At 61.6% G+C, this 26,851-nt stretch carries 26 protein-coding genes and 1 pseudogene; 13 read left to right on the top strand and 14 right to left on the bottom strand.

What is annotated here, in order from left to right; translation table 11 throughout:
- The first annotated feature begins 280 nt into the window (after positions 1–280).
- The 4 genes from AUC43_RS08580 (at position 281) to AUC43_RS08565 (ending at position 4,956) form a co-directional block, all read left to right on the top strand.
- Positions 281–2,314 (top strand): FAD-dependent oxidoreductase, encoded by a 2,034-nt coding sequence (locus AUC43_RS08580; RefSeq protein ID WP_068191928.1) that lies wholly within the window; start codon positions 281–283, stop codon positions 2,312–2,314.
- Positions 2,301–3,911, top strand: coding sequence for a hypothetical protein (locus AUC43_RS08575; protein WP_157780994.1), 1,611 nt, complete (start codon positions 2,301–2,303; stop codon positions 3,909–3,911). Before AUC43_RS08580 ends, AUC43_RS08575 begins: the two co-directional genes overlap by 14 nt.
- 150 nt (positions 3,912–4,061) lie before the next feature.
- Positions 4,062–4,340 (top strand): hypothetical protein, encoded by a 279-nt coding sequence (locus AUC43_RS08570; RefSeq protein WP_068191925.1) that lies wholly within the window; start codon positions 4,062–4,064, stop codon positions 4,338–4,340.
- Between the two features lie 307 nt (positions 4,341–4,647).
- Complete coding sequence (locus AUC43_RS08565) at positions 4,648–4,956, top strand: hypothetical protein (protein WP_068191924.1); 309 nt, start codon at positions 4,648–4,650, stop codon at positions 4,954–4,956.
- A 20-nt stretch (positions 4,957–4,976) separates the two neighbouring features.
- On the opposite strand, the gene AUC43_RS08560 is transcribed toward AUC43_RS08565, so the two are convergent.
- Positions 4,977–6,443, bottom strand: a complete 1,467-nt coding sequence (locus tag AUC43_RS08560; protein ID WP_071885847.1) for an aldehyde dehydrogenase family protein — start codon at positions 6,441–6,443, stop codon at positions 4,977–4,979.
- A gap of 273 nt (positions 6,444–6,716) precedes the next feature.
- Between AUC43_RS08560 and AUC43_RS08555 the strand changes: the two genes are divergently transcribed.
- Together AUC43_RS08555 and AUC43_RS21930 are read left to right on the top strand one after the other, a co-directional pair.
- Positions 6,717–7,904, top strand: a complete 1,188-nt coding sequence (locus AUC43_RS08555) for a phosphatase PAP2 family protein (RefSeq protein ID WP_068191922.1) — start codon at positions 6,717–6,719, stop codon at positions 7,902–7,904.
- 405 nt (positions 7,905–8,309) lie between these two features.
- A pseudogene (locus tag AUC43_RS21930) lies at positions 8,310–8,616 on the top strand (DUF5996 family protein).
- Positions 8,617–8,675: 59 nt separating this feature from the next.
- Here the strand turns inward: AUC43_RS21930 and AUC43_RS08545 are convergent.
- Complete coding sequence (locus tag AUC43_RS08545) at positions 8,676–9,344, bottom strand: hypothetical protein (protein WP_157780993.1); 669 nt, start codon at positions 9,342–9,344, stop codon at positions 8,676–8,678.
- A 107-nt stretch (positions 9,345–9,451) separates the two neighbouring features.
- Positions 9,452–10,315 carry an SDR family oxidoreductase gene (locus AUC43_RS08540; RefSeq protein ID WP_068191916.1) on the bottom strand — a complete coding sequence of 288 codons (864 nt, stop codon included), beginning with the start codon at positions 10,313–10,315 and terminating at the stop codon, positions 9,452–9,454.
- 154 nt (positions 10,316–10,469) lie between these two features.
- On the opposite strand from AUC43_RS08540, the gene rluF reads away from it, so the two are divergent.
- The 4 genes from rluF (at position 10,470) to AUC43_RS08520 (ending at position 14,135) form a co-directional block, all read left to right on the top strand.
- Positions 10,470–11,486, top strand: a complete 1,017-nt coding sequence (rluF, locus tag AUC43_RS08535; RefSeq protein ID WP_068191914.1) for a 23S rRNA pseudouridine(2604) synthase RluF — start codon at positions 10,470–10,472, stop codon at positions 11,484–11,486.
- 167 nt (positions 11,487–11,653) lie between these two features.
- Positions 11,654–12,487 (top strand): hypothetical protein, encoded by an 834-nt coding sequence (locus AUC43_RS08530; RefSeq protein WP_068191912.1) that lies wholly within the window; start codon positions 11,654–11,656, stop codon positions 12,485–12,487.
- A 64-nt stretch (positions 12,488–12,551) separates the two neighbouring features.
- The gene (gene rlmF, locus AUC43_RS08525; RefSeq protein WP_068191910.1) at positions 12,552–13,526 is read left to right on the top strand and encodes a 23S rRNA (adenine(1618)-N(6))-methyltransferase RlmF; all 975 of its coding nucleotides are present in this window, start codon (positions 12,552–12,554) and stop codon (positions 13,524–13,526) included.
- A 114-nt stretch (positions 13,527–13,640) separates the two neighbouring features.
- Positions 13,641–14,135 carry a cold-shock protein gene (locus AUC43_RS08520; RefSeq protein WP_068191908.1) on the top strand — a complete coding sequence of 165 codons (495 nt, stop codon included), beginning with the start codon at positions 13,641–13,643 and terminating at the stop codon, positions 14,133–14,135.
- 94 nt (positions 14,136–14,229) lie between these two features.
- On the opposite strand, the gene AUC43_RS08515 is transcribed toward AUC43_RS08520, so the two are convergent.
- The 3 genes from AUC43_RS08515 to AUC43_RS08505 all read right to left on the bottom strand — a co-directional run bounded on the left by AUC43_RS08515 (position 14,230) and on the right by AUC43_RS08505 (position 16,357).
- Positions 14,230–14,496, bottom strand: coding sequence for a hypothetical protein (locus AUC43_RS08515; RefSeq protein WP_068191906.1), 267 nt, complete (start codon positions 14,494–14,496; stop codon positions 14,230–14,232).
- 111 nt (positions 14,497–14,607) lie between these two features.
- The gene (locus tag AUC43_RS08510; RefSeq protein ID WP_068191904.1) at positions 14,608–14,964 is read right to left on the bottom strand and encodes a hypothetical protein; all 357 of its coding nucleotides are present in this window, start codon (positions 14,962–14,964) and stop codon (positions 14,608–14,610) included.
- Positions 14,965–15,232: 268 nt separating this feature from the next.
- On the bottom strand, positions 15,233–16,357 hold the full coding sequence (locus tag AUC43_RS08505; RefSeq protein ID WP_068191902.1) for a putative sensor domain DACNV-containing protein: 1,125 nt from the start codon (positions 16,355–16,357) through the stop codon (positions 15,233–15,235).
- Positions 16,358–16,720: 363 nt separating this feature from the next.
- On the opposite strand from AUC43_RS08505, the gene AUC43_RS08500 reads away from it, so the two are divergent.
- Both AUC43_RS08500 and AUC43_RS08495 read left to right on the top strand, forming a co-directional pair.
- Positions 16,721–17,086, top strand: coding sequence for a DUF805 domain-containing protein (locus AUC43_RS08500; protein ID WP_068191900.1), 366 nt, complete (start codon positions 16,721–16,723; stop codon positions 17,084–17,086).
- 388 nt (positions 17,087–17,474) lie between these two features.
- On the top strand, positions 17,475–17,864 hold the full coding sequence (locus AUC43_RS08495; RefSeq protein WP_071886061.1) for a nuclear transport factor 2 family protein: 390 nt from the start codon (positions 17,475–17,477) through the stop codon (positions 17,862–17,864).
- 49 nt (positions 17,865–17,913) lie between these two features.
- On the opposite strand, the gene AUC43_RS08490 is transcribed toward AUC43_RS08495, so the two are convergent.
- Both AUC43_RS08490 and AUC43_RS08485 read right to left on the bottom strand, forming a co-directional pair.
- Positions 17,914–18,270 carry a nucleotidyltransferase domain-containing protein gene (locus tag AUC43_RS08490; RefSeq protein ID WP_071885846.1) on the bottom strand — a complete coding sequence of 119 codons (357 nt, stop codon included), beginning with the start codon at positions 18,268–18,270 and terminating at the stop codon, positions 17,914–17,916.
- A complete protein-coding gene (locus AUC43_RS08485) occupies positions 18,246–18,638 on the bottom strand; it encodes a HEPN domain-containing protein (RefSeq protein WP_068191894.1) in 393 nt (130 codons plus the stop codon). Before AUC43_RS08485 ends, AUC43_RS08490 begins: the two co-directional genes overlap by 25 nt.
- A 183-nt stretch (positions 18,639–18,821) precedes the next feature.
- Between AUC43_RS08485 and AUC43_RS08480 the strand changes: the two genes are divergently transcribed.
- Positions 18,822–19,298, top strand: coding sequence for a hypothetical protein (locus AUC43_RS08480; protein WP_068191892.1), 477 nt, complete (start codon positions 18,822–18,824; stop codon positions 19,296–19,298).
- Positions 19,299–19,449: 151 nt separating this feature from the next.
- Here the strand turns inward: AUC43_RS08480 and lpdA are convergent, their stop codons facing one another.
- The 6 genes from lpdA to AUC43_RS08450 form a co-directional block, all read right to left on the bottom strand.
- Positions 19,450–20,856: a dihydrolipoyl dehydrogenase gene (gene lpdA, locus AUC43_RS08475; RefSeq protein WP_068191888.1), complete on the bottom strand. Its 1,407-nt coding sequence runs from the start codon at positions 20,854–20,856 to the stop codon at positions 19,450–19,452.
- 122 nt (positions 20,857–20,978) lie between these two features.
- The gene (locus tag AUC43_RS08470) at positions 20,979–21,284 is read right to left on the bottom strand and encodes a GIY-YIG nuclease family protein (RefSeq protein WP_068191887.1); all 306 of its coding nucleotides are present in this window, start codon (positions 21,282–21,284) and stop codon (positions 20,979–20,981) included.
- A gap of 83 nt (positions 21,285–21,367) precedes the next feature.
- Positions 21,368–23,035 carry a M1 family metallopeptidase gene (locus AUC43_RS08465; protein WP_233254134.1) on the bottom strand — a complete coding sequence of 556 codons (1,668 nt, stop codon included), beginning with the start codon at positions 23,033–23,035 and terminating at the stop codon, positions 21,368–21,370.
- Positions 23,036–23,195: 160 nt separating this feature from the next.
- The gene (locus AUC43_RS08460; protein WP_068191886.1) at positions 23,196–24,524 is read right to left on the bottom strand and encodes an ammonium transporter; all 1,329 of its coding nucleotides are present in this window, start codon (positions 24,522–24,524) and stop codon (positions 23,196–23,198) included.
- A gap of 54 nt (positions 24,525–24,578) precedes the next feature.
- Positions 24,579–25,169: a DUF4468 domain-containing protein gene (locus AUC43_RS08455; protein WP_082684996.1), complete on the bottom strand. Its 591-nt coding sequence runs from the start codon at positions 25,167–25,169 to the stop codon at positions 24,579–24,581.
- Positions 25,170–25,178: 9 nt separating this feature from the next.
- Positions 25,179–26,384 (bottom strand): outer membrane beta-barrel protein, encoded by a 1,206-nt coding sequence (locus AUC43_RS08450; RefSeq protein ID WP_068191882.1) that lies wholly within the window; start codon positions 26,382–26,384, stop codon positions 25,179–25,181.
- Positions 26,385–26,851 lie beyond the last annotated feature (467 nt).

Genomic DNA, 26,851 nt, shown 5'->3' with positions numbered 1-26,851 from the left:
GGCGGAGCGCAAAGGTCAGCAAGTAGTACGGCATACGGCGCGTAGCGGCGTATTCTCACGCGGTAAGTAAACCCAATCGGCTGTCATGCAGAGCGCAGCGAAGCATCTTATCCGGTCAGTACGAATCGTTCGACTGTGATAAGATGCTTCGCTGCGCTCTGCAGGACAAGCGGCGCGGTGCATCACGTCCCTTTCCCCTACCCAACAAGCCCAAACTAGTCGGCACGCCTAACACTTTGCGGAAAAATTCCTACCTTTTCGAGGCTAAAATTCCCACCTCATGTTTACGCTCACGCCCGACCGTTCTGTCGTTCTTAAAGCCCTGGCCGACACCATCATTCCGGCCCTGCCCGATGGCAGTCCGCCCGGCTCCACGGGCCTGAACCTGGAGAAGTTGGAGGCGGCCATCCGGGAGCAGCCGCTTGGGGCCCAGGCCGAATTCGGCAAGCTGCTCGACCTGATGGACAAGCCCCTGCTCGGCCTCACTTGGTTTGGGCCGCTGAAGCCTTTCTGCAAGCTGGACCCCGCGCAGCGCGAGCAATTGCTGCAAAGCTGGGCGGCCTCCAACGTGCCGCAGCTGCGCAAAGGCTTCCAGGCGGTACGCAAGCTGTGCACGCTGCTCTACTACGGCGGCAGCATGGCCGAGGTACCGGCCGCCTGGGGCTTCCTGGGCTACCCCGGGCCCGACGAAAAGCCCGTAGACACCCCCAAGCCCATCAAAACCCTGCACCCGACCCAGGACGCCGAGTACGACTGCGACGTGCTGGTGATTGGCAGCGGCGCGGGCGGTGGCGTGGTGGCCGGCGAGCTGGCCGAGGCCGGGCACGACGTGCTGGTCATCGAAAAAGGCCCGTACTGCCACGGCTGCGACTTTACCCAGCGCGAAGTAGACATGCTGGGTACCCTCTACGACGCCAAAGGCACGCTCTCGACCCAGGACGGCAGCATTGGCATCCTGGCGGGCTCCTGCCTGGGCGGCGGCACCACCGTGAACTGGGCCGGCGCCTTCCGCACGCCCGACTACGTGCTGCAGGAATGGGCCCGCGAGCACGACGCGCCCCAGTTCACCACCCTCGAGTTCAAAGAGAGCCTTAACGCCGTGGCCCGCGCCATCAGCGTGAACACCAACTACACCCGGCACAACGGCCAGAACCAGGCCCTGTGGGACGGCTCCACGAAATTGGGCCAGGAAGTGCGGCTGATTCCGCGCAACGAAAAAGGCCTGACGGATTCCGACACGCATTTTCGGGCCCTGGGCTACACTACCCTGGGCGACGCCCACGGCATCAAGCAGGGCACCCTAAACACCTACTTGCTCACCGCGTTCGAGCACGGCGCCCGCATTTTGGCCGATACCAAAGTGGAGCGCGTGACCATTGCCCACGGCCGCGCTACCGGCGCCGAGGCCGTGCACACCACGGCCGATGGCCGCCCGGTGCGCGTCACGGTGCGAGCCCGCCGCGTGGTGGTGGCCGGCGGCGCTATCCAGACGCCCGCCCTGCTGCTGCGCTCCGGCCTGAAGCACCCGCACCTGGGCCGGCACCTGCACCTGCACCCCACCGTGGTGGTGGGCGCCCGCTACCCCCACCCCATGAACTCCTGGCACGGCCCCAGCATGAGCGTGGTAAACGACACCTACACCATGCTGCATGGCACCAACTTCGGCGCCAAGCTCGAAACGCCCCCCACCCACCCCGGCCTGCTGAGCATGGTGCTGCCCTGGCTTTCGGGCCGGCAGCACCACGAGCTGATGCGCGACGCCAACCACCTGGGCTCGTTCATTGTGCTCACCCGCGACCGCGACGGCGGTCGCGTGAGCATCGACAAGCACGGCGCCCCGCTGATTGACTACACGCTGTCGGACTTTGACCGGGCCAACATGCTGGAGGGCGTGCGCGCAGCCGCCCAAATCCACATCGCGGCGGGGGCCACCACCGTGTACCTGCCCCACGGCACCCTGCCCACCCTGCACGCCCAGAACGGTGTGCTCCAAAACCCCGAGGTGCTCGACAAGCTCCCGCATCTGAGCTGGAAGCCCAACCAGTTTGGCCTCTACAGCGCCCACCAGATGAGCACCTGCCGCATGGGCGGCGACGTTGCCACCCACCCGCTCAAGCTCAACGGCGAAACCGTGGAGGTGCAGAACCTCTTCGTGGCCGATGGCTCGGCCTTTCCGGCGTGCAGCGGCGTCAACCCCATGCTCACCATCATGGCCCTGGCCCACTTCACGGCCCAGGGCATGAAGAGCGGGGAAGCGCGCCCCGGCCGCGCCCTACCTTTGGCCCCGACTTTGGGCCAACATGCTACTACTTAAAAACGTGATTACTCCGCGCCGGATATTCACCACGCTGTTCTTTGGCGGCTTGCTGCTGCTGGGGCTGCTTCTCACCCGCAGCTATGGCATGGGCTGGGACGAGCCCACCGACCGGGAAGCCGGGTACATCAGCCTCCGCTACCTGGCCCAGCTTTTATATCCCGCAGCACTCAACACCGATTACCTCCAAGGCCTGCAGGAGCTGCGCACCTATCGGGAAGCCGACCACGGCGTGGCTTTTCAGCTGCCGCTGGCCGTGCTGGAGGCCGCCTTTTTTCCCCACGACATTCGGCGTGCTTACTGGATGCGGCATTTCCTGTGCTTCTCGACCCTGGTGCTGGGGGCCTGGGCTGTGTACCGGCTCGGGGCCGAGCGGTTTGGCAGTTGGCGCTGGGGGCTGGTGGGCGCGGGCATGCTGGTGCTCTCGCCCCGCATTTTTTCTGAGGCCTTTTACAACCACAAAGACCTGGTATTCATGAACCTGTTCGCCCTGGGCGGGTTCACACTATCGCGGGTGTTACGGCGCCCTACCTGGGGCCGCGCAGCCGCGCACGCGCTGGTTACTGCCCTGGCGGTGGATGTGCGCATCATGGGCCTGCTGCTGCCGGCCCTCACGGTGGGCTTCGGCGCGCTGGAAATGTGGGCCCGCCCGGTGCGGCGGTCTGCCCTGGTGCGCACGCTGGCCGCGTACATGGCGGGAGCCGGGGTACTCATTGTGCTGTTTTGGCCCTACCTCTGGGAGGCCCCCGTGCAGCGGCTGTGGGAGTGCTTTGGCAACTTCCGGCGCTTCCGCCAGACCATGCAGGTGTTTTACCTGGGCCAGATGGAATCGTGCCAGCGCCTGCCCTGGCACTATCTCTCGGTGTGGCTGCTCGTGACTACGCCCGTGGTGTACACTGTGCTATTTATAGGTGGCGCGGGTGCGGTGCTGCGTGCGTTTTTCCGGCGCCCGCTGGAGTTCTTAAGCCGGGTGGCGGGGCGGCGCGACCTGCTTTTCGGGGTGTGGTGCGTGGGGCCGCTGGTGCTCATTGCCTTGATAAACTCGGTGGTGTATGATGGCTGGCGGCACGTGTATTTCATCTACCCGGCCTTTGTGCTGCTGGCCGTGCGGGGCCTGCGGGCAGGTGTGCTGGCTTGGCAAGCCACGGCTCCTGCTTCGGCCGGGCGACGGCTGGGGATGGCGGCCGGCGCCCTGCTGGCGGTGGGCGTGGCCCACACGGCCTACCGCCAAGCGGCCGACCATCCTTACCAGTACACCTACTTCAGCTTTCTGCCGGGCCCGGCAGCCGGCCGGCTCTTCGAGCGCGACTACTGGGGCATCTCGGCGCGGCAGGGATTGAGTTGGGTGCTGGCCCACGACAGTAGCCCAACCGTGGCGATCAGCGATACGCTTTATTACAAAGACTTCGTGGGCAACAACGCGCTGCTGCTCGTGCCCGCCGACCGGGCCCGCCTCCGGCTGGTGCCGCACCACCGGGCGAAGTACTTCTTCGGCATGTACCGCTGGCACCCGACGCCCTACGATGCTTCTTATGGCACGCCCATCCACGAAATCCGTGTGGCAGGCCTGCCCATTCTCACCGTTTTTCGGCGCTAGGGCCTAAGGCAGCAAAAGCCTTGAAGCTGTTCGACAACATGCAACACACCTACCCCCTCTCCCTCGGCTATGCCCAAATTTTTGCTTCAGTTACTTATGGCGCTGTGGCTGAATAGCTGCGTCGGAGGAGGGCGTGACTTTGTGCTTCATATGCACCGCGACGACCGCAAGCAGCTGCAAACCTTCATTCGGGAGCAGCGGGCGCAGCGGGAAGTGGCCCGGCAACGCCTGCAAGGCCAGGCGCGGGCCGCCGAGTACCAACGCATCGAGGCCAGCAGCAATGCCCGCATCGACAGCTTGCTGAACACGCGCTACCAAACGCCGCGTTTTCACCAGAGCCGCCACGGGGTAGAGCGCCAACTGGGTTTTGGCACCAAGCACCAGGTTGAGCCAAACCCTGAGGCCTTGGAGGCGCTGGAAAAGTTTTAGCGCGGGCCAGGCCGAATCTGCGGCCTGAAAAATCGCTAGCCGCCGCCAGCGGGCTTAGCGCCAGTTGCTGCGCCGCTTTAGCCCAACTGCCCGGCACACGCTGAGCAAGGAATAAAGCGCTACTAGCAGCTGCCGTTTTTGCACCCATGTGCACCCAATTACGTGTTTTTGCGTACTCGTAGGAATATTGCTATTCCCACACCTTATGCGCTTTGCCTCTTTTTCTGCGCTTTTGCTAGCCTCCGGATTAGCATTGGGCAGTTGCTCCCTATTTCGTCACCGGGAGAAAACCCCGGTCGTTGAAACGGTGCGCACCCCCGACTCGCCCACGCCGCCCACCGCCGCCCGCGACCTGGCCGACGTGATGACCACCGAGCTCAAGCTCACCCCCGACCAGACGCTGCGGGTCCGCACCATTCTCAACGGTACCGTGGCCCAAGCCAATGCGGCCAAGGAGAAATTCCCGTCCCAGTCGCCCCAGCTCATGGCCGAGCTGAAACGCATCAACATCGAGTCGCAGAAAGAGCTACGCGTGGTGCTGGGGCCCGCAAAGTTCAAGCAACTGCAAGTCAACCAGCGCAAGATGGCAGCCGAGATGCAGCAGCGCCAGAAGTAGCGCCACGTCGCAGGTCTGCGTTACAAATGCTTTACCAACAAGGATATTAGCTGACGAACCCGCGGGGTGTAGGGCGGGTACATGGCCTTGATGCCCGTGAAGCCCACGCGCTGGCGCATCACCCCTTTTTCGTTGCTGAACGCCAAGAAGCCCGAGTGGCCGTGGGCCTTGCCCAGGCCGCTGTTGCCCACGCCGCCGGTGGGCAGCTCAGGGTGCGCGAAGTGGAGCACGGTTTCGTTGACGCCCGCGCCACCGGCGGATATATTTTCCAGCAGGTAGCGGCGGTTTTCGGCGTTGCCCGAGAATACGTATTGGGCCAGGGGCTTGAGCCGGGCGTTGATGTACTCGGCCGTTTCGCTTAGGTTCCGGAAGGTGAGCACGGGCAAGAGCGGGCCGAAAATCTCCTCTTCCAGAATGCGTGCGCCAGCCGGCACGTTTGTCAGAATAGTGGGCTCGATGTAGTTCTGCGAGGCATCGACGGTGCCGCCGGCCACCACCGTGGCGCCGCGGGTCTGGGCGTCTTCGAGCAGGCCGGCCAGGCGGGCGAAGTGGTGCTGGTTCACCACCCGGGCCAGCGAGTCCGACTGCTGAATCCCGGCGCCGTTCGGGTTGTAGGCCCGCTGAATGGCGGCGGCGAGCTCCGTGAGCAGGGCCGGCTGCACGCTTTCCTGCACCAGCAGGTAGTCGGGCGCTACGCAGGTCTGGCCGTTGTTCAAGAACTTGCCCCACACGATTTTCTCGGCCGCGTCGCGCAGGTTGGCCGTTTCGTCGACCACGGCGGGGTTCTTGCCGCCCAGCTCCAGGGTGAGGCCGCTGAGGTGGCGGGCGGCGGCGCGCATCACAATCTTGCCCACCTCGGGGCTGCCGGTGAAGAAAATGTGGTCCCAGGGCAGCTTGAGCAGCTCGGTGGCCACTTCCTTGTCGCCCTGCAGCAGCAGCACCTCGTTGGGCTGAAACAAGTCTTCACACAGCCGCTGCAGCAGCGCCGAGGTGGCGGGCGTTTGCTCGGCGGGCTTGATGACCACCGCGTTGCCGGCCGCAATGGCGGATATCAGCGGCCCCACAGCCAGGTAAAACGGGTAGTTCCAGGGCGAGATGATGAGCACCACGCCCTTGGGCTCCACCTGCACCCACGAGCGGGTGCCCAGCAGCGCGAGCGATACGCCCACCCGGCGCGGCGCCATCCACTTTTTCAGGTGCTTCACGGTGTGCTTCAGCTCCACCAGCGACGTCCAGATTTCGGTCATGTCGGCTTCGGCCGCCGGCTTGCGGAAATCGGCGTACAGGGCGTCCTGAATGGCCGTGCGGTTGGCGTGCAGCCAGTTGCTGAGCTGCTGCAGGCGGGCCCGGCGGGCGGCCACGTCTTGGCGGCGCAGCGCGGGCGCCTGCTGCCGCAGGGCATCAAACTGGGCTTGGAATGCGTTGGCCGGCTCCGGCGAAGCCGCCGCGGCGGGAACAGAGTAGGGCAGTGAAACAGCAGGTTGCATAGGCAGAAAAGAGCAGCTGGCCAACCACCGCGGTACTGGCTCGCTTAAAGATACGCCGGGCTTGCAATATTCCGGGTCGTGGGCCGTCTGCGCGCGTGGCAGTGGCGGGGCATTCGGCCAGCGCCGTGCCGGTGTTACCTTTGTGTCTTGCCCTGCGAGCACCGGCTCGCCATCTTAACCCTTTTGCTACCCCTCGCCCCACGTTTTATCCCGGGGCAGCCTGCTGTATTTACCGTTACTTTTTCCGTGAACTGTTATTATCCTCGCTGCGCCATGCGGCTGTTTGTTGCGCTTTTTTTCAGTCTGCTTTCTATCTCCCCCAGTTTTGCCAGCTCAACCCGCCTGACCACCGGCGACCCGGACACCACCTGCACCAGCACTACCTCGGCCTCTGCTCCTGCGGATACCACCCTGGCCAAGGCCCACCGCCCCGGCGCGCCGGCCGCGTCTGCCGTGCCGCTGGCCGCAGCCGATACGCTGGGGCCGCATACTCGGAACGCGCAGGGCCGCATCTCTGACTACACGGTGGCGCCCGGCGTGACGTGGCACTACGAGAAGCCCCGCCCGTTTAGCTGGCTGCTGCACATCCCGCGCGACCTGGGCCAGTTCCCCGGCTATGCGTTCCGCAAAGACAACGCCCGCACGTTCATGGGCCTGGCCGTGAGCTCCCTGGTGCTGTGGACGGCTGACCAGGCCATTACGGATGCCGCGCAGCAGTTCGGCCGCTATGTGGGGCTGAAGGAAGCCAGCACCCAGAAGACGCTGGTGTACATCCCCTTCCACATCGGCACCGCCAACCTGCCGTTCGAATTCAACGTGCCCGACAACCTGAACAGCTCGTTTTACTTTCTCGGCGACGGCTGGACGCACCTCACCGTGGCCAGCAGCTTCTGGATCTACGGCGGCATTAAGAAAGACAACCGCGCCCTGCGCACGTCCAGCGAGCTCGGCGAGGCCATCTTCAGCACCGGCCTGGTCATCCAGACGCTCAAGCGCCTCACCGGCCGCCAGAGCCCCTACGTGGCCACCAAAGACCGCGGCGAGTGGCACCTGTTTCCGTCGTACGACCGCTACCAGCACTTCGTGCCCAACTACGATGCCTTCCCCACCGGCCATCTGGCCACGGCCATGGCCACAATCACGGTCATCGCCGACAATTACCCCGAGTACCACTTCATTCGCCCCCTGGGCTACTCACTGATGGGCCTGTTGGGCTACTCCATGCTCAACAACGGCGTGCACTGGGCCAGCGACTACCCCATCGGCATTGCCCTGGGCTACGCGTTTGCCAAAATTGCCGTGCGCAACGGCCGCACCCGCGTGGAGGCACCGCTGGACCCCGCCGCCCACGGCTCCGGCTTCCAAACCATGCCGCGGCGCAAGCCCTGGTACCGGCAGGGCAACTTCTCACCTTACAACTACGGCCCCTTCACGGGCGCCTCGTGGTCGCTGCGCTGGTAGCCGGAAATAAGGCGGGTAGGCGCCAGCCGGCCGAGGCCCGGCAGGCGCCGCGCCGGCTGGATTTTTCCTGGGATAATCAGCGGCGGCGCGTAACTTCAGGGTGCCCGCGGACCGCCGGCCAGGCGAGCCTGGGCGGATTTTGCCCTGCCCCGTTATGCCCCGCGCCTCTTCGGCCGCCTACAGGCCCGCCCTGCCCGGACGCCTGGGCCGACACGCGCGAATCCCTGCACCGGTGGACCCAGATAGTGTAGTGGGCAAAACCTGCTTGGTCCTCTGCCCTGCTGAACCACTGGTAGCAGGTGCCGCTCTCCGTAACGCCCCGTGGCCCTACCACCCGCTCCATGTCCTACACTGCAGATTTGCGCGAGGTCATTTCTATGGCAGCTGTGTTTTGGCAGTGACGCTATGTTTCGTCTACCTGGTGCCTCCATATCCGGGGGCATCCGGCACCTAGCCATTTGGGGCAAGCCCGAGTCTTACGCTGCCGAGCAGAGCGCGGCCGGCTGGTGGCCCGGTGGCAATGGCCAGGAAGCTGCCTTCTACAGCTACGCCTACTCCGGCAACCCTGCCCTACGAAGCCGCACGCCGGGTGGCCAACCCACCCGCTGCCGTGCTCGATTTCCTGCAAACCACCTACGCCGCCGCGGCCGACCTAATGTGCTGGGACCGCCCCGCCCTGGAGCGGGCCACCGTTCCGGACCCAGCTAGTTAGAACACAAAAAAGGCCCGTTCCTATTCAGGAACGGGCCTTTTTCAATGCTAAACACGGGCTTACTTGAACAGGCCCTTCTTCACGGTCCGGTGGCCGTTTTCGTCGATTTTCACCTTCGTGCCGTCGGCCATTTTGATTTTGCGGGAGCCGTCGTCGTTCACTTTCACTTTGGCGCCGTTGAGGTACTTGGTCTTGCGGTCGCCGTCGTTCTGGTTCTCCAGTTTTTTGATGCCCGAGCCCTGCCCGACGCTGCCCGTGCGCACGCCCGTGCCCGTGCGGATGGGAGCCACCCGAGCCGGCGCCAACGAATACGGGCCTTCGCCATAGGTGGCGCGGTTGGCGGAGTAGGTGTTGTAATACGTGGGATTGTTCAGCGCCGTGCGCACCTCCTCGTCGGCCTGGTCGTTTACCTGGCGCACGGCGGTGTAGCGGCCCAGGGTGTCGTTGGCGTAGCGGGTTTGCAGTTCGCCGAGGCGGCGGCCGCGGGTATAGTAGGTCCTTTCAATGCGGGTCACCACCACGGTATCGGTGAGCTTGAGGTCTTCGGCGACCCGGGCGGCCATGCGGCGGGCATCGTCGTGCGCGGCCATGGTGTCGGCCGTCATGCCGCCGCTATTGGCATCGGTGACGGGTGCGGTCGTGGTGGTTTCCACTTTTTTCTCTTGGCGGCAAGCGGCGGTGCCGAGGGTGGCAGCTACCAGCAGCAGGCCGAGGAATTTGATATTCATGATGAACTGCAAAAAAAGTAAGCGGGCAAACACCGCTATGTTGCAGTGCTTGCCCGCTGATACGGCTGGGTTTAGGCCGGGGTTATAAGCAGCGTGATGATGCGGCCTTAGGTGTTCACGGTTTCGCCGCCGTTGGGGTGCAGGGTTTGGCCTGTGAAGTACGAGGCGTCTTCGCTGGCCAGAAACACGTAGGCCGGGGCCACTTCGCTGGGCTGGCCGGGGCGCTTCATGGTGGTGTCTTTGCCGAAGGTGCCCACTTTCTCGGGCGGGAAGCTGGCCGGGATGAGCGGCGTCCAGATGGGGCCGGGCGCCACGGAATTGACGCGGATTTTCTTCTCGGCCAGCTGCTGGGCCAGCGAGCGCACAAACACCGTGATGGCGCCCTTGGTGGCCGAGTAGTCGAGCAGTTGCTGGTTGCCGCGGTAGGCGTTGATGCTGGACGTGCAGATGATGGAGTCGTCCGCTTTCAGGTGCTTGAGCGCAGCCCGGCTCACGCGCACAAACGAGAAGAAGTTGACGTCGAACGTATCGCGCCACTGTTGGTCGGATATCTCGGCCAGGTCGGCGCTGGGGAATTGCTCGGCGGCGTTGTTCACCACGATATTGAGCCGGCCCAACTCCTGCACGGTGCGCTCCACAATGTCCTGGCAGAAGCCGGGGTCGCGCAGGTCGCCGGGCAGCGTGAGGCAGCGGCGGCCTTCGGCTTCCAACAGCTGGCGGGTGTCGTAGGCGTCCTGCTCTTCCTGGGGCAGGTAGGTGATGGCCACGTCGGCCCCCTCGCGGGCGTAGTGCACGGCCACGGCCCGGCCTATGCCGGAGTCGCCGCCCGTGATGAGTGCTACTTTACCCAGGAGCTTGTCGCTGCCCCGGTAGCTGGGGCGAATGTAGATGGGCATGGGCGTCATTTCGGCCTCGACGCCAGGTTGCTGGTTTTGGTGCTCCGGGGGCAGGGTGGTGGGTTGGTTTGCCATAGCGAGGGTTAGCAATAAGGATGGGAAGGGGTGTCTTGGGCTAACGGGCCGGGTGGGGCGGGGTTATTGTCGAGCCGGGCCCGGGCAGTGCCCGCGGTGGAGTTTCTAACTTGCGGGCCGAAGCCCGTTATGCTAGCCTTATCCCCGTCCGCCGATGCCCCTTGCCTCCTCCACCCGCCTCAATAAATTCATCAGCGAAAGCGGCCTGTGCTCGCGCCGCGAAGCCGACCGCTTCATCGAGCAGGGCTTGGTGCTCATCAACGGCAAGCCAGCCGGGGTGGGCGACCAAGTGCGCGCCCGCGACCGCGTGACCGTGAACGGCCACAAGCTGGAGCCCAAGCAGGCCGAAGACGCCGTGTACCTGGCCTTCAACAAGCCGGTGGGCATCACCAGCACCTCAGAGCCCGGCGTGCGCGGCAATATTGTAGACTACGTGAACCATGCGGCCCGCGTGTTCCCCATCGGCCGGCTCGACAAGGACTCCTCGGGCCTGATATTTCTGACCAGCGACGGCGACATCGTGAACAAAATCCTGCGCGCCGGCAACAAGCACGAGAAGGAATATGTGGTGACCGTGAACCGCATCCTCTCCGACCAGATGCTGGACGAGATGGCCCACGGCATTCCCATGCTGGGCACCGTCACCAAGCCCTGCCTCATTCAGAAAGAGACGCCCTACATCTTCCGCATCACGCTGGTGCAGGGCCTCAACCGCCAGATTCGCCGCATGGTGGAGCACTTCGGCTACGAAGTAACCAAGCTAGAGCGCGTGCGCATCATGAACGTGACGCTGAAGGGCCTGCCTGTGGGCGACTGGCGCGAGCTCACCCCAACCGAGTTGGCCGGCATCATGAAAATGGTGGAAAAATCGAGCGGCACCGAAGATGCCTCGGGCGTGAAGCGCGCCCCCAAGACCCCGGCCGTCGACCGGCGCCCCAAGTCCGGCCCGCCCACGCAAAAGAACCCCTCCGCCAACGGCTGGTGGGGCCCCCGCCCCGACAAAGCGGCGGCCCCTGGCTCCGGCAAGCGCCCGGCTAAGGCTAGCCCCGGCGGCGCGGCCCGGCCCAAGAGCAAGGGCCCCAGCGCCACCGGCAGCCGTCCCGCCTCCACAGGCAAAACCGGCGCCGGCGGGCGCAGCAAAGGACCCGCGCCCCGGCGCAGAGGGGGTTGAGTTTACTCGTAAGGGTGTAAGGACGCCCCCACCGGGTCGCGTTGTTGAACGAGGAGGGTTTCACGATTCCCAAACGGCGCGGACACCGAGACGCGAAGGCCGCACCACTACGGTCATACCGCGTGCGGCCGGAATCAAACCGGCGCGTATTGGGGTTAGGTTTACTTATGAAGCACTTTTTCCTGGTCCTGTGTTTGTGGCTGCCGCAAGTGGTTCTCGGCAATTGGGTGCCGCTCGAGCCCCTGCAGATTGCCGAGCAGTTTGTGGCCCCGGCCGGCTGGCCCGACATGAAGGACTACCTCTGCTGCGAAGCCGCCGGCCAGGCCAAGCACGAAACCCTGGGCCAGCAGATTCCGGCGCGGCTGCAGCGCGTGTGCCAGTTGGTGCAGCAGGGCCCCACTACCGCGGTGGTGGCCGTGGAGCTACGCGACTCACTGGACCGCAAAGACTTTTACCTGCATTTCGGCAAAGAAGCCGGGGCCTGGAAGCTGCTGGCCATTCGCAGCCTGGCCATGACGCACCTCGGGCCGCCCATGGTGGAGCTGCTCGCGGCCATGCCCCCGGCCGCCGTAGCCGAGTACGACCAGAAGCACCCCGACGCCAGCCACGCCTTCACCCTGGGCAACCTCCGGCTCTGGACCAGTGCCGACGCCGACATTGCCGCGCATTTTGCCCGCAACCGGGCTGATTTCCAGAAAGTCCTGCGCCTCGTGCAAGCCGGCAAGTACTTCGCTCCCACCGCGCCGGCTGCCACCGCCGAGCAAGCCGCCAACGCCGACCCAGCCGTACACGCCCTGCTCCGCAAGCTGTACCTGGCCCAGGTAACGCGCCGCCAAACCGGCTGCGAGCGCTGCCTGGAGTTCGTCATCGGCGGCAAAGTGAGCAGCACCGTGGGCCTGCTCTACCAGCCGCAAGCCGCCCTGCTCCCGGCCATGAGCCCTGACCGCCTCATCGTGCTCAAGTCGCTGGGCGACGGGTGGTACTTGTATAAAACCATTTGAGAAACACCGGCCCACCCATGCGGCGGCCCGGGCCGGTACCTTTGCGGTCCCAACGCCCCGCCCTATGAAGCCCCCGCTCCCCGCTCCTGCTCCCGAAAAAGACCAACTGCACCCGCGCAACCCGCACCGCGCGCCCTACGATTTCCCGCAGCTGACCCAGCGCAGCCCCGAGCTCGCCGCTTTCGTGCAGCCCAACCACTACGGCAACCTCTCCATTGATTTTGCCAACCCCGCCGCCGTCAAGGCCCTGAACCGGGCCCTGCTGCGGCAGTTCTACGGCATCGAGTACTGGGACATTCCCAAGGGCTACCTATGCCCGCCCATCCCCGGCCGGGCCGACTACGTGCATTACCTGGCCGATTTACTGGCCGAAAGCAACGGCGGCACCCTGCCACCCGGCGAAGAAATCACGGTGCTCGACGTGGGCGTGGGCGCCAACTGCATTTACCCCATCATCGGGCGGCGCGAGTACGGCTGGCACTTCGTGGGTTCCGATGTGGACGGCGTGGCCGTGCGCGCCGCCCAGCAGATTGAGGCAGCCAACCCCGGCCTGGCTGGCGCCATCGAGTGCCGGCTGCAACCCGCCCGCACCCGCATTTTCGATGGCCTCATCCAAGCCGGCGAGTTGTTTGACCTCACCATGTGCAACCCGCCGTTTCATGCCTCGGCCGCGGCGGCGGCAGCCGGCAGCCAACGCAAAACCAGCAACCTGGGCACCGCGCGCGGGCCCCGGCCGGCCCTGAACTTTGGCGGGCAAAACAACGAGCTGTGGTGCGAAGGCGGCGAGGCTTCCTTCATTCGGCGCATGGTGCAGGAAAGCGGCCGGCGGCCCCGCTCCTGCTACTGGTACACGTCATTGGTTTCGAAAAAAGAAACGTTGCCGGGCGTGTACCGGGCCCTAAAAACGGCCGGCGCCACCGCCGTGCGCACCATCGACATGGCCCAGGGGCAGAAAAAAAGCCGGCTCGTGGCCTGGACTTTTCTCACGCCGGCGCAACAAGCCGCGTGGCAAGCGGAACGGTGGGCGAATATTAGCTAGCTGGGCCGGTGAAGGCGCCTTAATATTGCGTATCTTCGTCGCAATCCACTCCTCTGTTTTGTCCGTCTACTTCGATTAGGAAAAACAGATACAACGATTTAGCAGCACAAAACTATGGGTAGGTCACAAGAGACTTTTGGTAAAAAGGACAACGAGAAAAAGCGGGCCAAGAAGAAGACCGAGAAGGAAGAGCGCAAAGCGGAGCGCCAGGCCAACGCCAAATCGGGCCAGCCGCTGGAAGACATGTTGGCGTACGTAGACGAAGATGGCAACATCTCCGCTACTCCGCCCGACCCCAAGAAGAAGCGCATCATCAAAGACGAGGATATTCAGATTGGGGTGGCCCGGCGCACGGCCGAAGACGACGTGGACCCGGTGCGTACCGGCATCGTGAGCTTCTTCAACGAATCGAAAGGCTACGGCTTTATCAAGGACCAGCAGACGCAGGAGAGCATTTTCGTGCACGCCAACGGCCTGGCCGGCGGCCCCATCGGCGAAAACGACAAAGTAACGTTTGAAGTGGAGATGGGCCCCAAAGGCCCCAACGCCGTGCGCGTGAAAATTGCCAGCGCGACGCCGCCCCCGGCGCCGGCCGCGCCCGCTGCCTAGTTCGCCCTACATAAAACTGAAAAAGCGGCGGATGCTCAATGAGCATCCGCCGCTTTTCGTTTTCAATCAACCCACTGCAGGAGCTTACCTTGCACTAGGCCTGGTTCTCTTCGTTTCCGTCCATCGCATTCAGGTGCATCTCGGCGGCGGTCGCATTGGCATTGGTGGTCTTCTTGTTGCGGCGCTTGCTGAGGTAGTTCCAGCCCAGGGCCAGCAGGGCCGCGCCGCCAACTATTTTCTTGGTCGTGCTGAGCCCGCCAATGCCGTTGGCCGTGCCTTTGCCCAATTTTTTGAGGGATTTGGTAGCGCCGCCCAGCAAGGTGCGCTTCTTCGCCGCTTTGGCTTTTTTAGTCTTTTTCATGGCGTTTTGTTGAAGTGAAAGATGACGGGTTATGAAGTGCGCATCGGGGCCCAATGCCCGGTGCGCGGGGCTGGTGAAACGGCAAAGCGCAGGCGATGGAGTTTAAAAGGGTTAGCTTTCGTGCTTGGCCGCGATGCTTTTTCTGGTTTTTCGGGGGGCATGGCCTGCCTCATCGGACGCCGCATGCTCTTCTACCGCGAAGGGCTTGTCTTTGTGGTGGTGGGCTAGCGCGTGGTCGTGGCCATGAGCTTCCGGAGCCGGGGTTTCGTCGGCGTCGAAGTCCTGCTTGGCCAGATAGGTAAGGCCCGCGGCAATCAGCACAATGCCACCCACAATCTTCTGGCCAGTGCTCAGCTTGGTTATCTGCTTCGTGACCTTGCGAAACTTCTTGACCGACAGGGCCGCGGCGTCCAGCAAATCGTCCGCAACCTGGTCTTTTTTCGAGTTCTTCTTTTTGCCTTTGCCCATAGTCGTGGAGAGTGAAGTACAGTGCCAAGTGAAGTAAAGATCTAATGCGCTGGGCAATGCAGCACCCGTGGGCACTTGGGCCCGGCGCACCATGGTATTCGCAAGGCGTGCGCAGAAGGTTTTGCTTTTGTCAGGGCACCTCCTTTCAAAAGCACCGTTAGGGTGGCTACTGTTCAGTTGCTTGGGCTGGGTTTTCCAGATAAAATACCCCACGGTTGCTGCACCGAGGTTGGTCACCACCAGATTCCGGACACCAAAGCAGCGGGTGCTACAACAGCAGCACGTCTATCCGGTGGGCGTGCACCATTTGCAGGGCTTCGGACCACGCGAACACGGTAAAAAAGCCGTCTTGGGAAGCCACCAGGGCCAGGGAGTCGTGCTGGTCATGCACGAACTGGGCCGCGGCCAGGTGCCGGGTGCCGCCGTATTGGGCCGGGTGCAGGTGCACGGGCTCGCGGCCCACCACGGGCCTGGTCAGCACCAGCTTGTCGACGGTGCTGCTGCCCTTGGCCCGGGTTACCTTGGCGCCGAACGCCAGCAGGTGGTACTCCTGCGTAATCACCGTGGCCCCGTCGATGGCCGTGAAGCCGCCCACCACCCCGATGTTGGGGCGCGGCTGGTCGGGCCGCCGCCTGGCGGGCCCCGGGCGCCCGGCCCGGATGCTTTTGTAGGCGGGGTCGACGAGGTAGGTAATGGGTTGCACCACCGACTCCTGCCACTGGCTTGAGCCGGGCGGCACCACCAGCACCAGGCCGCCACGGCCGTGGGCGCGCATGGCGGCCGCCAGCCCCAGCAGCACGTGGTCGATTTCGCCGCTGCCGGTGGGCAGGCTGCGGCCGGGCAAGAAAGCCTGCAGGGCGGGGCAGTCGCTCAGGCCCACGTTGCCTTCGTCCACGAGCTGCAGCCGGTCGCCGCGCAGCACGGCCACGTTCACGTACTTGCCAAGCCCGCCGGCGCGGGAGTGCTTCACCACCAGCAGGCCGGCTTCTACCACTTCCAGCACAAAGCACAGCGGCGGAATGCTGGTGGCCGTGCCCCAGACGTGAAGCCCCTCGGCGTCGTGCCACACGCCCAGGTGGATGCCGGGCTGCTCGACGGCGGGCGCCAGCTTCAGCAGGTTGTAGGGCGTGAGGCGGCGGCGCTGGCCCAGCATCAGCGGCTGCCGGGCGTGCTCGGGCGGCAGCAGCGCCAACGATATGCGGGGCAGGTGCCCCTCTTCCCGGCGCAAGCTGGCCCAGAAAGCCACGTCGATGATGGCTTCCACGCAATGGCTTTCGGGTGGCGGCGCCAGCCGGTGTACCTTTTCCGAAATAGCCGCCCGGTGCCGCGCAAAGTGGGCTTCAATCATGGGCGCGGCCATGCGCGCCGTCAGATAAGTGGGTTCGGAGTGCATTGCTAGCATGAATTATAGGCTTAATAGGCTTTCATTCATTACGTTACCAAGCGGGGCCCGGCGGCCGTTTGGGCCACTGGCCGTTTCTACTGCTTCTGTCAGGAAAGTCGCCCTGGCTTCGTCCGAAACAACTTTTTTCGTGGATAATGCCAAGCAAATAGTATCAGTTACCGCGATTTTTTAAGCAATAGGTAAATATTGAAATCAAGCTCTATCTTGCCCGCTGTTTAGTCGCCAGTTTAAAGCACTACCCCTTTTGCCAGCGCTATTGAACGGTGACAGCCAGTGGAGCCCAGACCCCACTCAAAAAAACGGGGCGTCGCCGAAAAGCCTCACGAGTAGGAACGTTAGCCCAATTTGTGAATGGAATACTTTTTACAAGCCCTAAGAAACTACGCCGTCTTTAGCGGCCGCGCTCGCCGGAGAGAGTACTGGATGTTTGTCTTGTTTAACATTCTTTTTTCCCTGGTAGCTGGAGTAGCCGACTACGTGTTTGCTGGCGCTGGCAGCGGCGCTATCTCTGGTCTGTACGCTCTCGCTTTGCTCATTCCCAGTCTGGCTGTGGGCATTAGAAGGCTGCACGATGTGGGCAAGAGCGGCTGGTTTATGTTCATCGCGCTGGTGCCGCTGGTCGGCGCTATCTGGTTGCTGGTGCTTTTCTGCACCGAAGGCACCCGCGACGATAACGAATACGGCCCCGACCCCAAAGAAGGAGTTTTGGCCTTCTAAGCCGGTAGCTCAATATCAGAAGAGGCAGCAGCTCCAGCAGGAGTTGCTGCCTCTTTTTAGTTTGTAGCAATCAACCGTTGAATGGCCCATTCATCACATTCAACAGTTTGGGGGAAACGGATGGTGTATGCAGTCGGGTGCAGTGGTTTTCGAATGAAGTACCTATCCTGTGGGTATACTATTATCTTTCATTACTACTCCGTTCACCCCTTATGGAGCCAGTTATTCAGCTCAACCACTAGTCTTGACCTTTTTTATGCGAAGCACAATCGTAGCCTTTTTGCTGCTTTTTGCCTGTGCCAGCGGCACAGTTTACGGCCAAAGCAGCCGGCATAAGAAGGGGACTGCCCAGCCACCCCAGCCAACGGTAGCTCCGGCTCCACAGCCAGTGGCCAAAGATGAGCTGTACCAACAAGTAGCCAAGCTCGACGTAGAGATGTTTGCCGCCTTCAATGCCAAGGACGTCGACAAGCTCATGTCCTACTTTGCCGAAAACCTAGAATTCTACCACGACAAAGGCGGCCTCAGCAACTTCAGCCAAACCAAGGAAGGGTTTGTGCGCATGTTTGCCCAACCCCCCGACATTACCCGCACGCTGGTGCCAGGCAGCCTGGAGGTTTATCCTATCAAAGACTACGGGGCCATACACATTGGAATCCACCGGTTTTGCCACGTTGAAAATGGCTGCGACGATTGCGGCAATTTCAAATTCGTGATGCTGTGGCAGCGCCAGGAAGACACGTGGAAGATTACGCGCGTGGTGAGCTATGGCCACTAGTTAGCGTCGCTAAGGCGGAAACGCAAAAAGGCTGCCGCAGGGCAGTGAACTACATATGCATGGACTGATTCTGCGGAGCTGGCCCCCACTCGCCTACCACGATGCCGGTGCGCAAAATTTCCTGCACAAACGGGTTCCAGTCGGTGAACTGTTCTGGTGAGAATGTGTGCGGCTCGATATCCACAAACTGCTTTTGAATAATGGCGTTGCTGATTAGCCCAACGTCTTGAAACCCGAATCCGGTGAACTCATCGGCTACTAAGGCCACATCGATATCCGAAAATTGGCGCTGCTCGTTGCGGGCGTAAGAGCCGAATAAAATCACTTTCCGCAGCGAGATATGCTGGCCGCGGATGCTTTCGGCAAATGCTTTGACCCGTTCTAGGACAGCTGATTGAGTAAACATTGGCGGAGGTCGGTTACGTCTTGCAGTACCGATTGGGTAAAGTCTTTGGTAGCTTGCTGGCGCAGATTGGCCGTGTAGCTCTCATAACGTCCTTCTAATTGGAAAGTATTCAATTGCTGCGCAAACGTGGCCTGGGTCGGCGTCAATACCAAGGTCGTATCTGCCAGTAGCCGAGCAATATTATGCGTAAAGGGCGGCGTATCACCGGCGTTGTCCTTCACCCACAGTGCCTTGGCCAGCTTTTCGATGGTCAGGTGCGCCCAGAACAGACAAGGCACATAGGTGCCGGCCGTGAACATGGTGCCAACCTCCTGCCAGTTCTGGTCGGCGGCATTCATCCAATAGGCTATGTGGTCGGCTTTCGTCACTGGGCTAAGGTACTGGAGAAGGTGGCTAGCGCCTAAAAGTACAGGCCCGTACTTAAGCAGCTTATTGGCATCGACCCTAAGTTTTAGAGGAGTATCAAAAGCATCTCCTTTTACAAGCTACTTCCCCAATGCCCCGATGGGTTCGAATAGCTTTGCGGTACTTGTCAACTAAAGCCCTTTGATATGTCCAGGAAAAATGAGTTACTAATTAGTGGAGTGCGTTTGTCGGCTGAAGACATCGAGGAACTTCAGGGGTTAGTGATATCTGATGAAACCGAAGTAGTTCAACTAGAGACCAAGAGTGCTTTCAATGACTTGGTACAGGTAGTATTTAACGACTTCTCCCTTGTTACACTTGTGCGTGACTATGTTGTTACTGAAGCTATTACTAGTTCTTATAACTATATCAAGCCGGTTATTCAATCCCTCAAAAAAAAGGGGATAGGTGTTACGAATGTCTGCATTAACAAGGACATGACATCCAAAGACGGCGTGGCATTTAATCTATATGTAGTAACCAGGGCACAGAAGTTTGAAATCATCATTAAGGAGCTCGAAGAAGTGCCGATAGACAAACTCACTTCTCGCAGTCGGAACAATACCATTGTAGTTCGTCATGATAAAGAGGGCAAACTTGATATATTCATTATAGGAGACTAGACACTCATACTTTAAGCAAACGAATCCAATATAGAAATATTTATCAGAATCTTGTAAAGTAACACATGATAGGATATGCATAAACGCAAAAGAGGCTGAAGCTCCGGGAGCTTCAGCCTCTTTTGCGTTTATGCCGCAGGGCAGGACATAATTACATGTGAATGGCCCGGTTCTCCGTAGCTGCCAAACACGCTTCTTTCATGGCCTCGGCGTAGGTGGGGTGCGAGTGGCTCATGCGGGCCACGTCCTCGGCGGAGGCGCGGAACTCCATGGCGGTCACGGCTTCGGCGATGAGGTCGGCGATGCGCGGGCCAATCATGTGCACGCCCAGGATTTCGTCGGTGGTTTTGTCGGCCAGCACCTTCACGAAGCCGTCGGTGTCGCCACTGGCGCGGGCGCGGCCGCTGGCTTTGAAGGGGAAGGAGCCCACCTTGTAGGCCTTACCCTGCTCCTTGAGCTGCTCCTCGGTGTAGCCCACGCCCGCCACTTCGGGCCAGGTGTACACCACGCCGGGGATGAGCAGGTAGTTGATGTGCGGCTTCTGGCCCACGATAGTTTCGGCCACAAACACGCCTTCTTCCTCGGCCTTGTGGGCCAGCATGGCGCCCCGAATCACGTCCCCGATGGCGTAGATGCCGGGCACGTTGGTTTGCAGGTGCTCGTCGACCTTGATGCGGCCGCGCTCTTCCATCTGCACGCCGGCAGCTTCCAGGTTGAGGCCGGCGGTGTAAGGCACGCGGCCCACGGCCACGAGGCAGTAGTCGCCTTCAAACTTCACCTCCTCCCCTTTCGGGTTGGTGGCGGTCACGGTCACGGTGTCGCCTTCGCGGGTGGCGCCGGTCACTTTGTGGCTCAGGAAAAACTCGATGCCGATTTTGCCCAGCACGCGCTTCAGCTCCTTGCCTAGGCCGCGGTCCATGGTCGGGATGAGCGAATCGAGGAATTCAATGACCGATACTTTGGCGCCGAGGCGGGCGTACACGGAGGCCATTTCCAGCCCAATCACGCCGCCGCCAATCACAATCATGTGCTTGGGCACTTCGCGGATGTTCAGGGCCTCGGTGCTGGTGATGATGCGCTCCTTGTCCTGGGCGATGAACGGCAGCACCGTGGGCTTGGAGCCGGTGGCGATGATGACGTTTTTGGTTTCAATCTGCTGGGCCTCGCCGCCCGCGGTGGGGGCGATGCTGAGGTGCGTTTTATCCACGAACGAGCCGACGCCGGTGAGGACGTCGATTTTGTTCTTCTTCATCAGGTAGGCGATGCCATCGACGTTGGCCTTCACCACGCCGGCCTTGCGGTCAATCATGCGGTTCATGTCCACCGTCAGGTTGTCGAGGCCAATGCCGTGCTCCGCAAACACCGAATGGGCATTGTGGTAGTGCTCCGACGAGTCGAGCAGCGCCTTGCTGGGAATGCAGCCCACGTTGAGGCAGGTGCCGCCCAGGGTGGAGTATTTCTCAATGATGGCCGTTTTGAGGCCAAGTTGGGCGCAGCGGATGGCGGCCACGTAGCCCCCCGGGCCGGAGCCGATGACGGTGACGTCGTATTGATTCATAGAGCCAGATATTCGGTGATTGTTCGCGGCGCGAAGGTACGGCACAGCCGGTGCGGGAAAGGTAGGTTTTATCTGAGTTATTGAATTGAAAGAACGGTCATGCAGAGCGCAGCGAAGCATCTTTACCGCTTCGTTGCCTCGGCTGCCCACGATTCCAAATCAATAGCCTGCCAGGTTGGATTGAATGCCAACACCAGTGCATCTTTTTTGGCGCGGCTCCATCCTTTCAGGACTTTTTCACGAGCTATGGCTTGCGTTGCGTCAGGCAAGAGTTCGAAATAGACCAGCAAATCGGCCTGATACCGGCCCGTGAATTTGCTTGCGTCGCCCCGGCCAGTGCTGTGTTCATACATGCGGCGCGGTAAATCATTGGTTACGCCAATGTATAGGACCGTACGGCCGGTATTGGTGAGGATGTAGACGTACATAGGATAGCACAGTGAGCTGGCCCAACGAAGCGGTAAAGATGCTTCGCTGCGCTCTGCATGACCGTTCTTATGGTTATTTCAACTTACTCCACCAGCACGCCGATGTAGTAGTTGAACGTGTCCACTTCCAGGTTCTCCTTGGTGGCGCCGGGGAGCTGCTTGATAACCTCAAACTTCGTGGTGAGCGGCACAACCTGGTACTCGCCGCCCTTTAAGCGCATGCGAACCGGCATGTCGAATTTCGGCACTTCGGATACCCAGCGGGCCAGGGCCTGGTTGTTTTCAAAGCGAATTTCCAGGGTGGGAAGACTGGCATGGCGCAGGTACTGGTCGAATATTTTGCTGAGGTCCTTGCCGCTTTCGCGGTTGAGGTAGTCGATAACCTGCTGGCCGGCCACGGTCTGGTGGTAGAAGGTGCTGGAGAGGCCGCGCAGCATCTGCCGCCACTTTTCGTCGTCGTTGACGATGGCACGCAGCGTGTTGAGCAGGTTGCTACCCTTGTCGTACATGTCGCCGGAGCCTTCCTTGTTCACGCCGTAGGGACCGATAATTGGGCCGTCGTTCTGGATGTTGCGCCGCTGGCCGTGGATGTATTCCTGGCCGGCTGGCTTGCCAAACTGACTTTCCACAAACAGCGCCTCGGAGTAGGTGGTGAAGCTTTCGTGCACCCACATGTCGGCAATGTCCTTGGTGGTGATGTTGTTGCCGAACCACTCGTGGCCGCTTTCGTGGATGATGATGAAGTCCCATTTCAGGCCCCAGCCGGTGTTGCTGCGGTCGCGGCCCAGGTAGCCGTTCAGGTACTTGTTGCCGTAGGCAACGGCGCTCTGGTGCTCCATGCCCAGGTGCGGAGCATCCACCAGCTTGTAGCCGTCCTGGTAAAACGGGTACGGGCCGAACCAGTGCTCCATGCTTTTGAGCATGGGCTTCACGTTGGCATCAAACTGCATTTTGGCCTTGATGAGGTTTTCGGGCAGCACCCAGTAGTCGAGGGTGAGCGGGCCTTTCTCGCCCTGGTACACGTCGCCGAAGCGCTGGTAGTTGCCCACGTTCAGGGCCACGTCGTAGTTGTTGATGGGGTTGCGCACGGCCCAGTCGAAGCGGGTGAAACCGCCCTTCAGCTTGGTGATTTTGCGCAGGCGGCCGTTCGAAACGTCCTTGAGGCCCTTGGGCACCGTCACGCTGATGAGCATGCTGTCAACTTCGTCGGCCTGCTGGTCTTTGTTGGGCCACCAGATGCTGGCCCCCGTGCCCTGGCAGGCCGTGGCCACCCAGGGCTGACCGGCGGCATCCTGCGCGAAGACCACGCCGCCGTCCCAGGGCGCTTTTTTAGCTACGGTGGGGTTGCCGGAATAGTACACCGTAAACTCGTCGCGGCTGCCAGCCGCAATAGCCTTCGGGAAGGTGACAAATACCGCGTTGGCTTCGCGGGCGAAGGGCACTTCCTTGCCCTTGTACAGCACTTTATCGACCTGCAGGTTGGCAAAAAGGTCGAATTGCAGCCGGTTGAACTCCTCCGTGGCGGTGAAGCGAAACAGGTTCGAGCCGCTGAGGTAGCGCTGGGCCGGGTCCAGCTTCACGTCGAGGTGGTAGTAGTTGATGTCGTAGCAGGTACGAAGCGGCGACTGGCCCCCGCGCAACGAATCGGCACGGGTGAAGGCAGCGGGCGCGGGCTGAAGAAGCTGCGCGGCGGCGCGGGGCGCGTACCCGGCCAGCAGGCCGAGCAGCAAGGAAAGGGGCAGGAATTTCACAGCGGCAAAGATGGGCGGGCGGGGCGGTTCGCGCTAGCGGCCCGGCGCCCAAACGGCAAAAGGCCGGAGCGAATGCCCCGGCCTTTCTATTCATACCAACTACCCAAGCGGAAGCAGCGAGCCACCGTTGGGCTAACTGGTTGGGCTAACTCAACGCGGCTTACGCACCCACCAGCAGCTTTTCCTCGTGCTGGCTGATGTCCAGGCCCTGCAATTCCTCTTCCTCCGAAACGCGCAGCGGCGTAATCAGGTCGGTGATTTTCAGGAGCACAAAGGAGGCGCCGAACGCGAAGGCCGATACCAGCACCAGCGACAACAGGTGCTTCAGGAACAAGGTGGTGCCGCCGTACGCCAGGCCATCCACGGCGGCCGAGTTAACGGCTTTGCTGGCGAAAATGCCCGTCATAATCAGGCCCACCATGCCACCGACGCCGTGGCAGGGGAATACGTCGAGGGTATCGTCGAGGCGCGACTTGGAGCGGATGTGCGCGAAGAAGTTGCTGGTAATGCCGGCAATGACCCCGATGAAGATGCTAACCGGCACCGTGACAAAGCCCGAGGCCGGCGTGATGGCCACCAGCCCCACCACGGCCCCAATGCAGAAGCCCAGCGCCGAGAGCTTTTTGCCCCGGGCCACGTCGAACAGAATCCAGGCCAGGCCGGCCGCCGAAGCGGCCACGTTGGTAGTAGCGAAGGCACTTACGGCCAATGCATTGGCGGCCGTGGCCGAACCGGCGTTGAAGCCGAACCAGCCGAACCACAACAGGCCCGTGCCCAGCAGCACAAACGGGATATTAGCCGGCTGCACCACTTCCGAAGAGCCGTGCGCCTTGCGGGGCTTCAGGTACAGGGCCGAGGCCAGCGCGGCCCAGCCCGCCGACATGTGCACCACCGTGCCCCCGGCAAAGTCCAGCACGCCCAGCTTGAACAGGAAGCCCTCGGGGTGCCACACCCAGTGCGCCAGCGGGGCATATACCACCAGGCTAAACAGCACGATGAACACGATGTAGGACTTGAAGTTGATGCGTTCGGCAATGGAGCCGGTGATGAGGGCCGGCGTGATGATGGCAAACTTCATCTGAAAGAAGGCGAACAGCATCAGCGGAATGGTGGGCGCCAGCGCCCAGGGCTTGCCATCCAGCACGCCTTTGAAGAGGAAGAACGTGCGCGGGTCGCCCACAAAGCCCCCCAGCGAGGTGCCAAACGCCAGGCTGAAGCCTACCACCACCCACAGCAGGCTGATGATGCCCATGGCCACGAAGCTCTGCAGCATGGTCGAAATCACGTTTTTGGAGTTCACCATGCCGCCGTAGAAAAAGGCCAGGCCGGGGGTCATCAGCAGCACCAGGGCGGTGGCGCAGAGCATCCAGGCCGTGTCGCCGGTGTTGATTCCTTCGGTGACAATGGTGGTGGGCAGCGCCGGCATGAACGTGGCCAGCAGGCCAAGCGCCAGCAGTAGCAGCAGCGGAATAAAATTGGGCTTTTGCATCGGAGGGAAGCGGTTAAAAAATTAAAGGTTGAGGAGTTGAATGCAGGGGTTGAGCTACCAGTCGGCGGCCCGCGAAACGGGAAGGGCTTTGGGCTTGGGCACGTTGAGCATGGCCGTTTTCAGCTCGTCGGCCAGGCTGGTCACGGTGAGCAACGCATCGTGGCGGTGCGTTTCCCACAGTTTTTGCCAGCCGGGGGCGGTGGCGTCTTCTAGGGGCTTGGTCTGGCCGGTGGGCAGGGCGTGGGCGGTGCGGTCTTCGCGGTAGTAGGCAAAGGAAAAATCGGTGAACTGCGAGCGGTAGCGGCCGTCCTTCACCTCCACCGTGAGGCGGTAGTGCACCTTCCCGTGCAGCCGCTTGGTGATGTAGCCGCGGTCGTACACCCCAAAGGCGTGAGCGCCCACCAGCCGGCCGGCCACGGAGTCGGCCTCGGCCAGCTCGTAGCCGCGCCGCCGCAGCCAGGTTTTGGCGTGGGCGTAGAGCGTGGCGGCCCGCAGCGAGTCGGCTAGCACTACTTCGGCAAAGCCCACCCGGCCCTGCTCGTCGAGCGGCAAGGCCTGCGCCCCGGCCGCCGAGGCCGCCAGCAGCAGCCAGGCCAGCAGGCCCAGCAGCCACGGCACGGCATAAGAAGAATGCGTGAATGACATGGGTGTGGGCTAGTATTTGTAGATAAAGGCCACGCCCAGCGTGGTTTGGGTAGTTATTCCCTGCCCGAGCGCGTTCTCGTAGTAGCGGCTGGGCGAGGAGTCGAAGCGCAGCTCCGGCTTCACCAGCAGCTTAGCGGCGGCCAGCGTGATGGGGGCCGTCACGGTCAGGGAGCGGTTGGTGGCCTGCAGGTAGCGCACGGCGTGTTTGTCTTCGAAATACTCGTAGCGCACGCCCACGCCCACCACGTCGCTGAAGGCATAGTTGGTGTAGAGCGCGGCCCCGCCCCACCCGGGCGAAGTGCTGCCATATTGGTCGTTGACGGCATTCGTTTCCTGGTCCGATTCGGTGTCGAAATTGTAGCGACCGTAGGCGGCGTTCAGGCCGAGGTAGAACTTGGGCGTGACCTGGTAATTGGTGGTCAGGTCGAACAGCTGGCGGTTGTAGTGGCCAAAGCCCGGGGCCAGCGTGCCGGCCGATACCAGCGAGTTGAGGTAGGTGTCGTCGCCGTGGCCGCCAATCCAGTTCAGGTACACCGTCCAGGTGGGCAGGGGCTTGTAGGTGAACTGACTAACGAGCGACTTCTGCTTGTTGTCGTCGGTGAGGTTGTCCCAGTTGTTCACCACGCCCACCATCAGCGAAGTGCGGTCGCTCAAGGCGTAAGCCGCTTTCAGGCCGACGTGATAAAAGGGGCCGTTGTTGAAGAGGTTCGAGAGCGAATAGTGGTAGTTGAGCGGCGCGTCGATTACCTCGTAGCCGATGTGCGTGCCGAACTGCCCCACCGTGAAGCTGAGCTTGGGTGTGGCCCGGTACGTGAAATACGCCTGCTTGATGGCCGCCGAGGTGCCATACAGCGCCGCCCCGTAGGGCGACTGCGGCCGGTAGGAGTTGAACGCCCCGGTGGTGTTGCCGAAGTTGCCCATCTCCGCATTGGGCCCAAAGGTGAGGTCCACCACCACATCGGATTTGCGGGCGCTGTAGCCCAACTTGAGCTGCACCAGGCCCAGGGCAAACTGGTCGGTGAGGCGGTCGAAGGCCCGGCCGGCCAGTTGGTCCACCCCCAGCAGGTTACCCGATTTGGGCCGGTTGAGCGCCGTGAGGTAGTAGGAATCGAGGTAGCCCGACAGGGTAAGCTTGCCAGTATCGGTGGAATCGGCCTGGCCATGAGCCAACAGACTTGCGGAAGTCAGCAGTAAAAGGAGTAGGATGTGCTTCATGCTCGCAGGACGTTAGAAAAGGTGAATACTCAATTTGTATTTGTATCATAAAACCCCCAATAGCTCGGCAAAAACCGCCCCCTATTATTCAATGCATTTTTAACAATTTTTACTGATATTTCGAAATACCCCCTTGCCTTTAAGGGTCAATATTTCAAATGTAAAGCAATAATCTGAAAAACAACCTTAAAATTTAAGGTGTATTTCTAAAAATTTATTATTTATGAGCACGCATGGCATCAATAACTCCCACAATCGATTTGGCTTGAGCAATGGGGTATAGTTTTAGGATACTTTAGCCCATCTGCGCATGCCCAGCGGCTGTTTATCGCCTCCAATCCTGCCCCCATGCGTTAGCCAGACCACTCAGGGAGCAAATGAGCAATGCCGCCACGCGCAGCTACCAGGCGCAGCCGGCCAAATAGCTGTCAGCCCCGGGAAAGCTGTTTTATCTTTGCCTGACCGTT

It is taken from the genome of Hymenobacter sedentarius, from assembly GCF_001507645.1.
Taxonomy (GTDB): Bacteria; Bacteroidota; Bacteroidia; order Cytophagales; family Hymenobacteraceae; genus Hymenobacter; species Hymenobacter sedentarius.
Note: the sequence above shows the minus strand (reverse complement) of the source record. Positions and strands in the feature narration are given on the sequence as shown.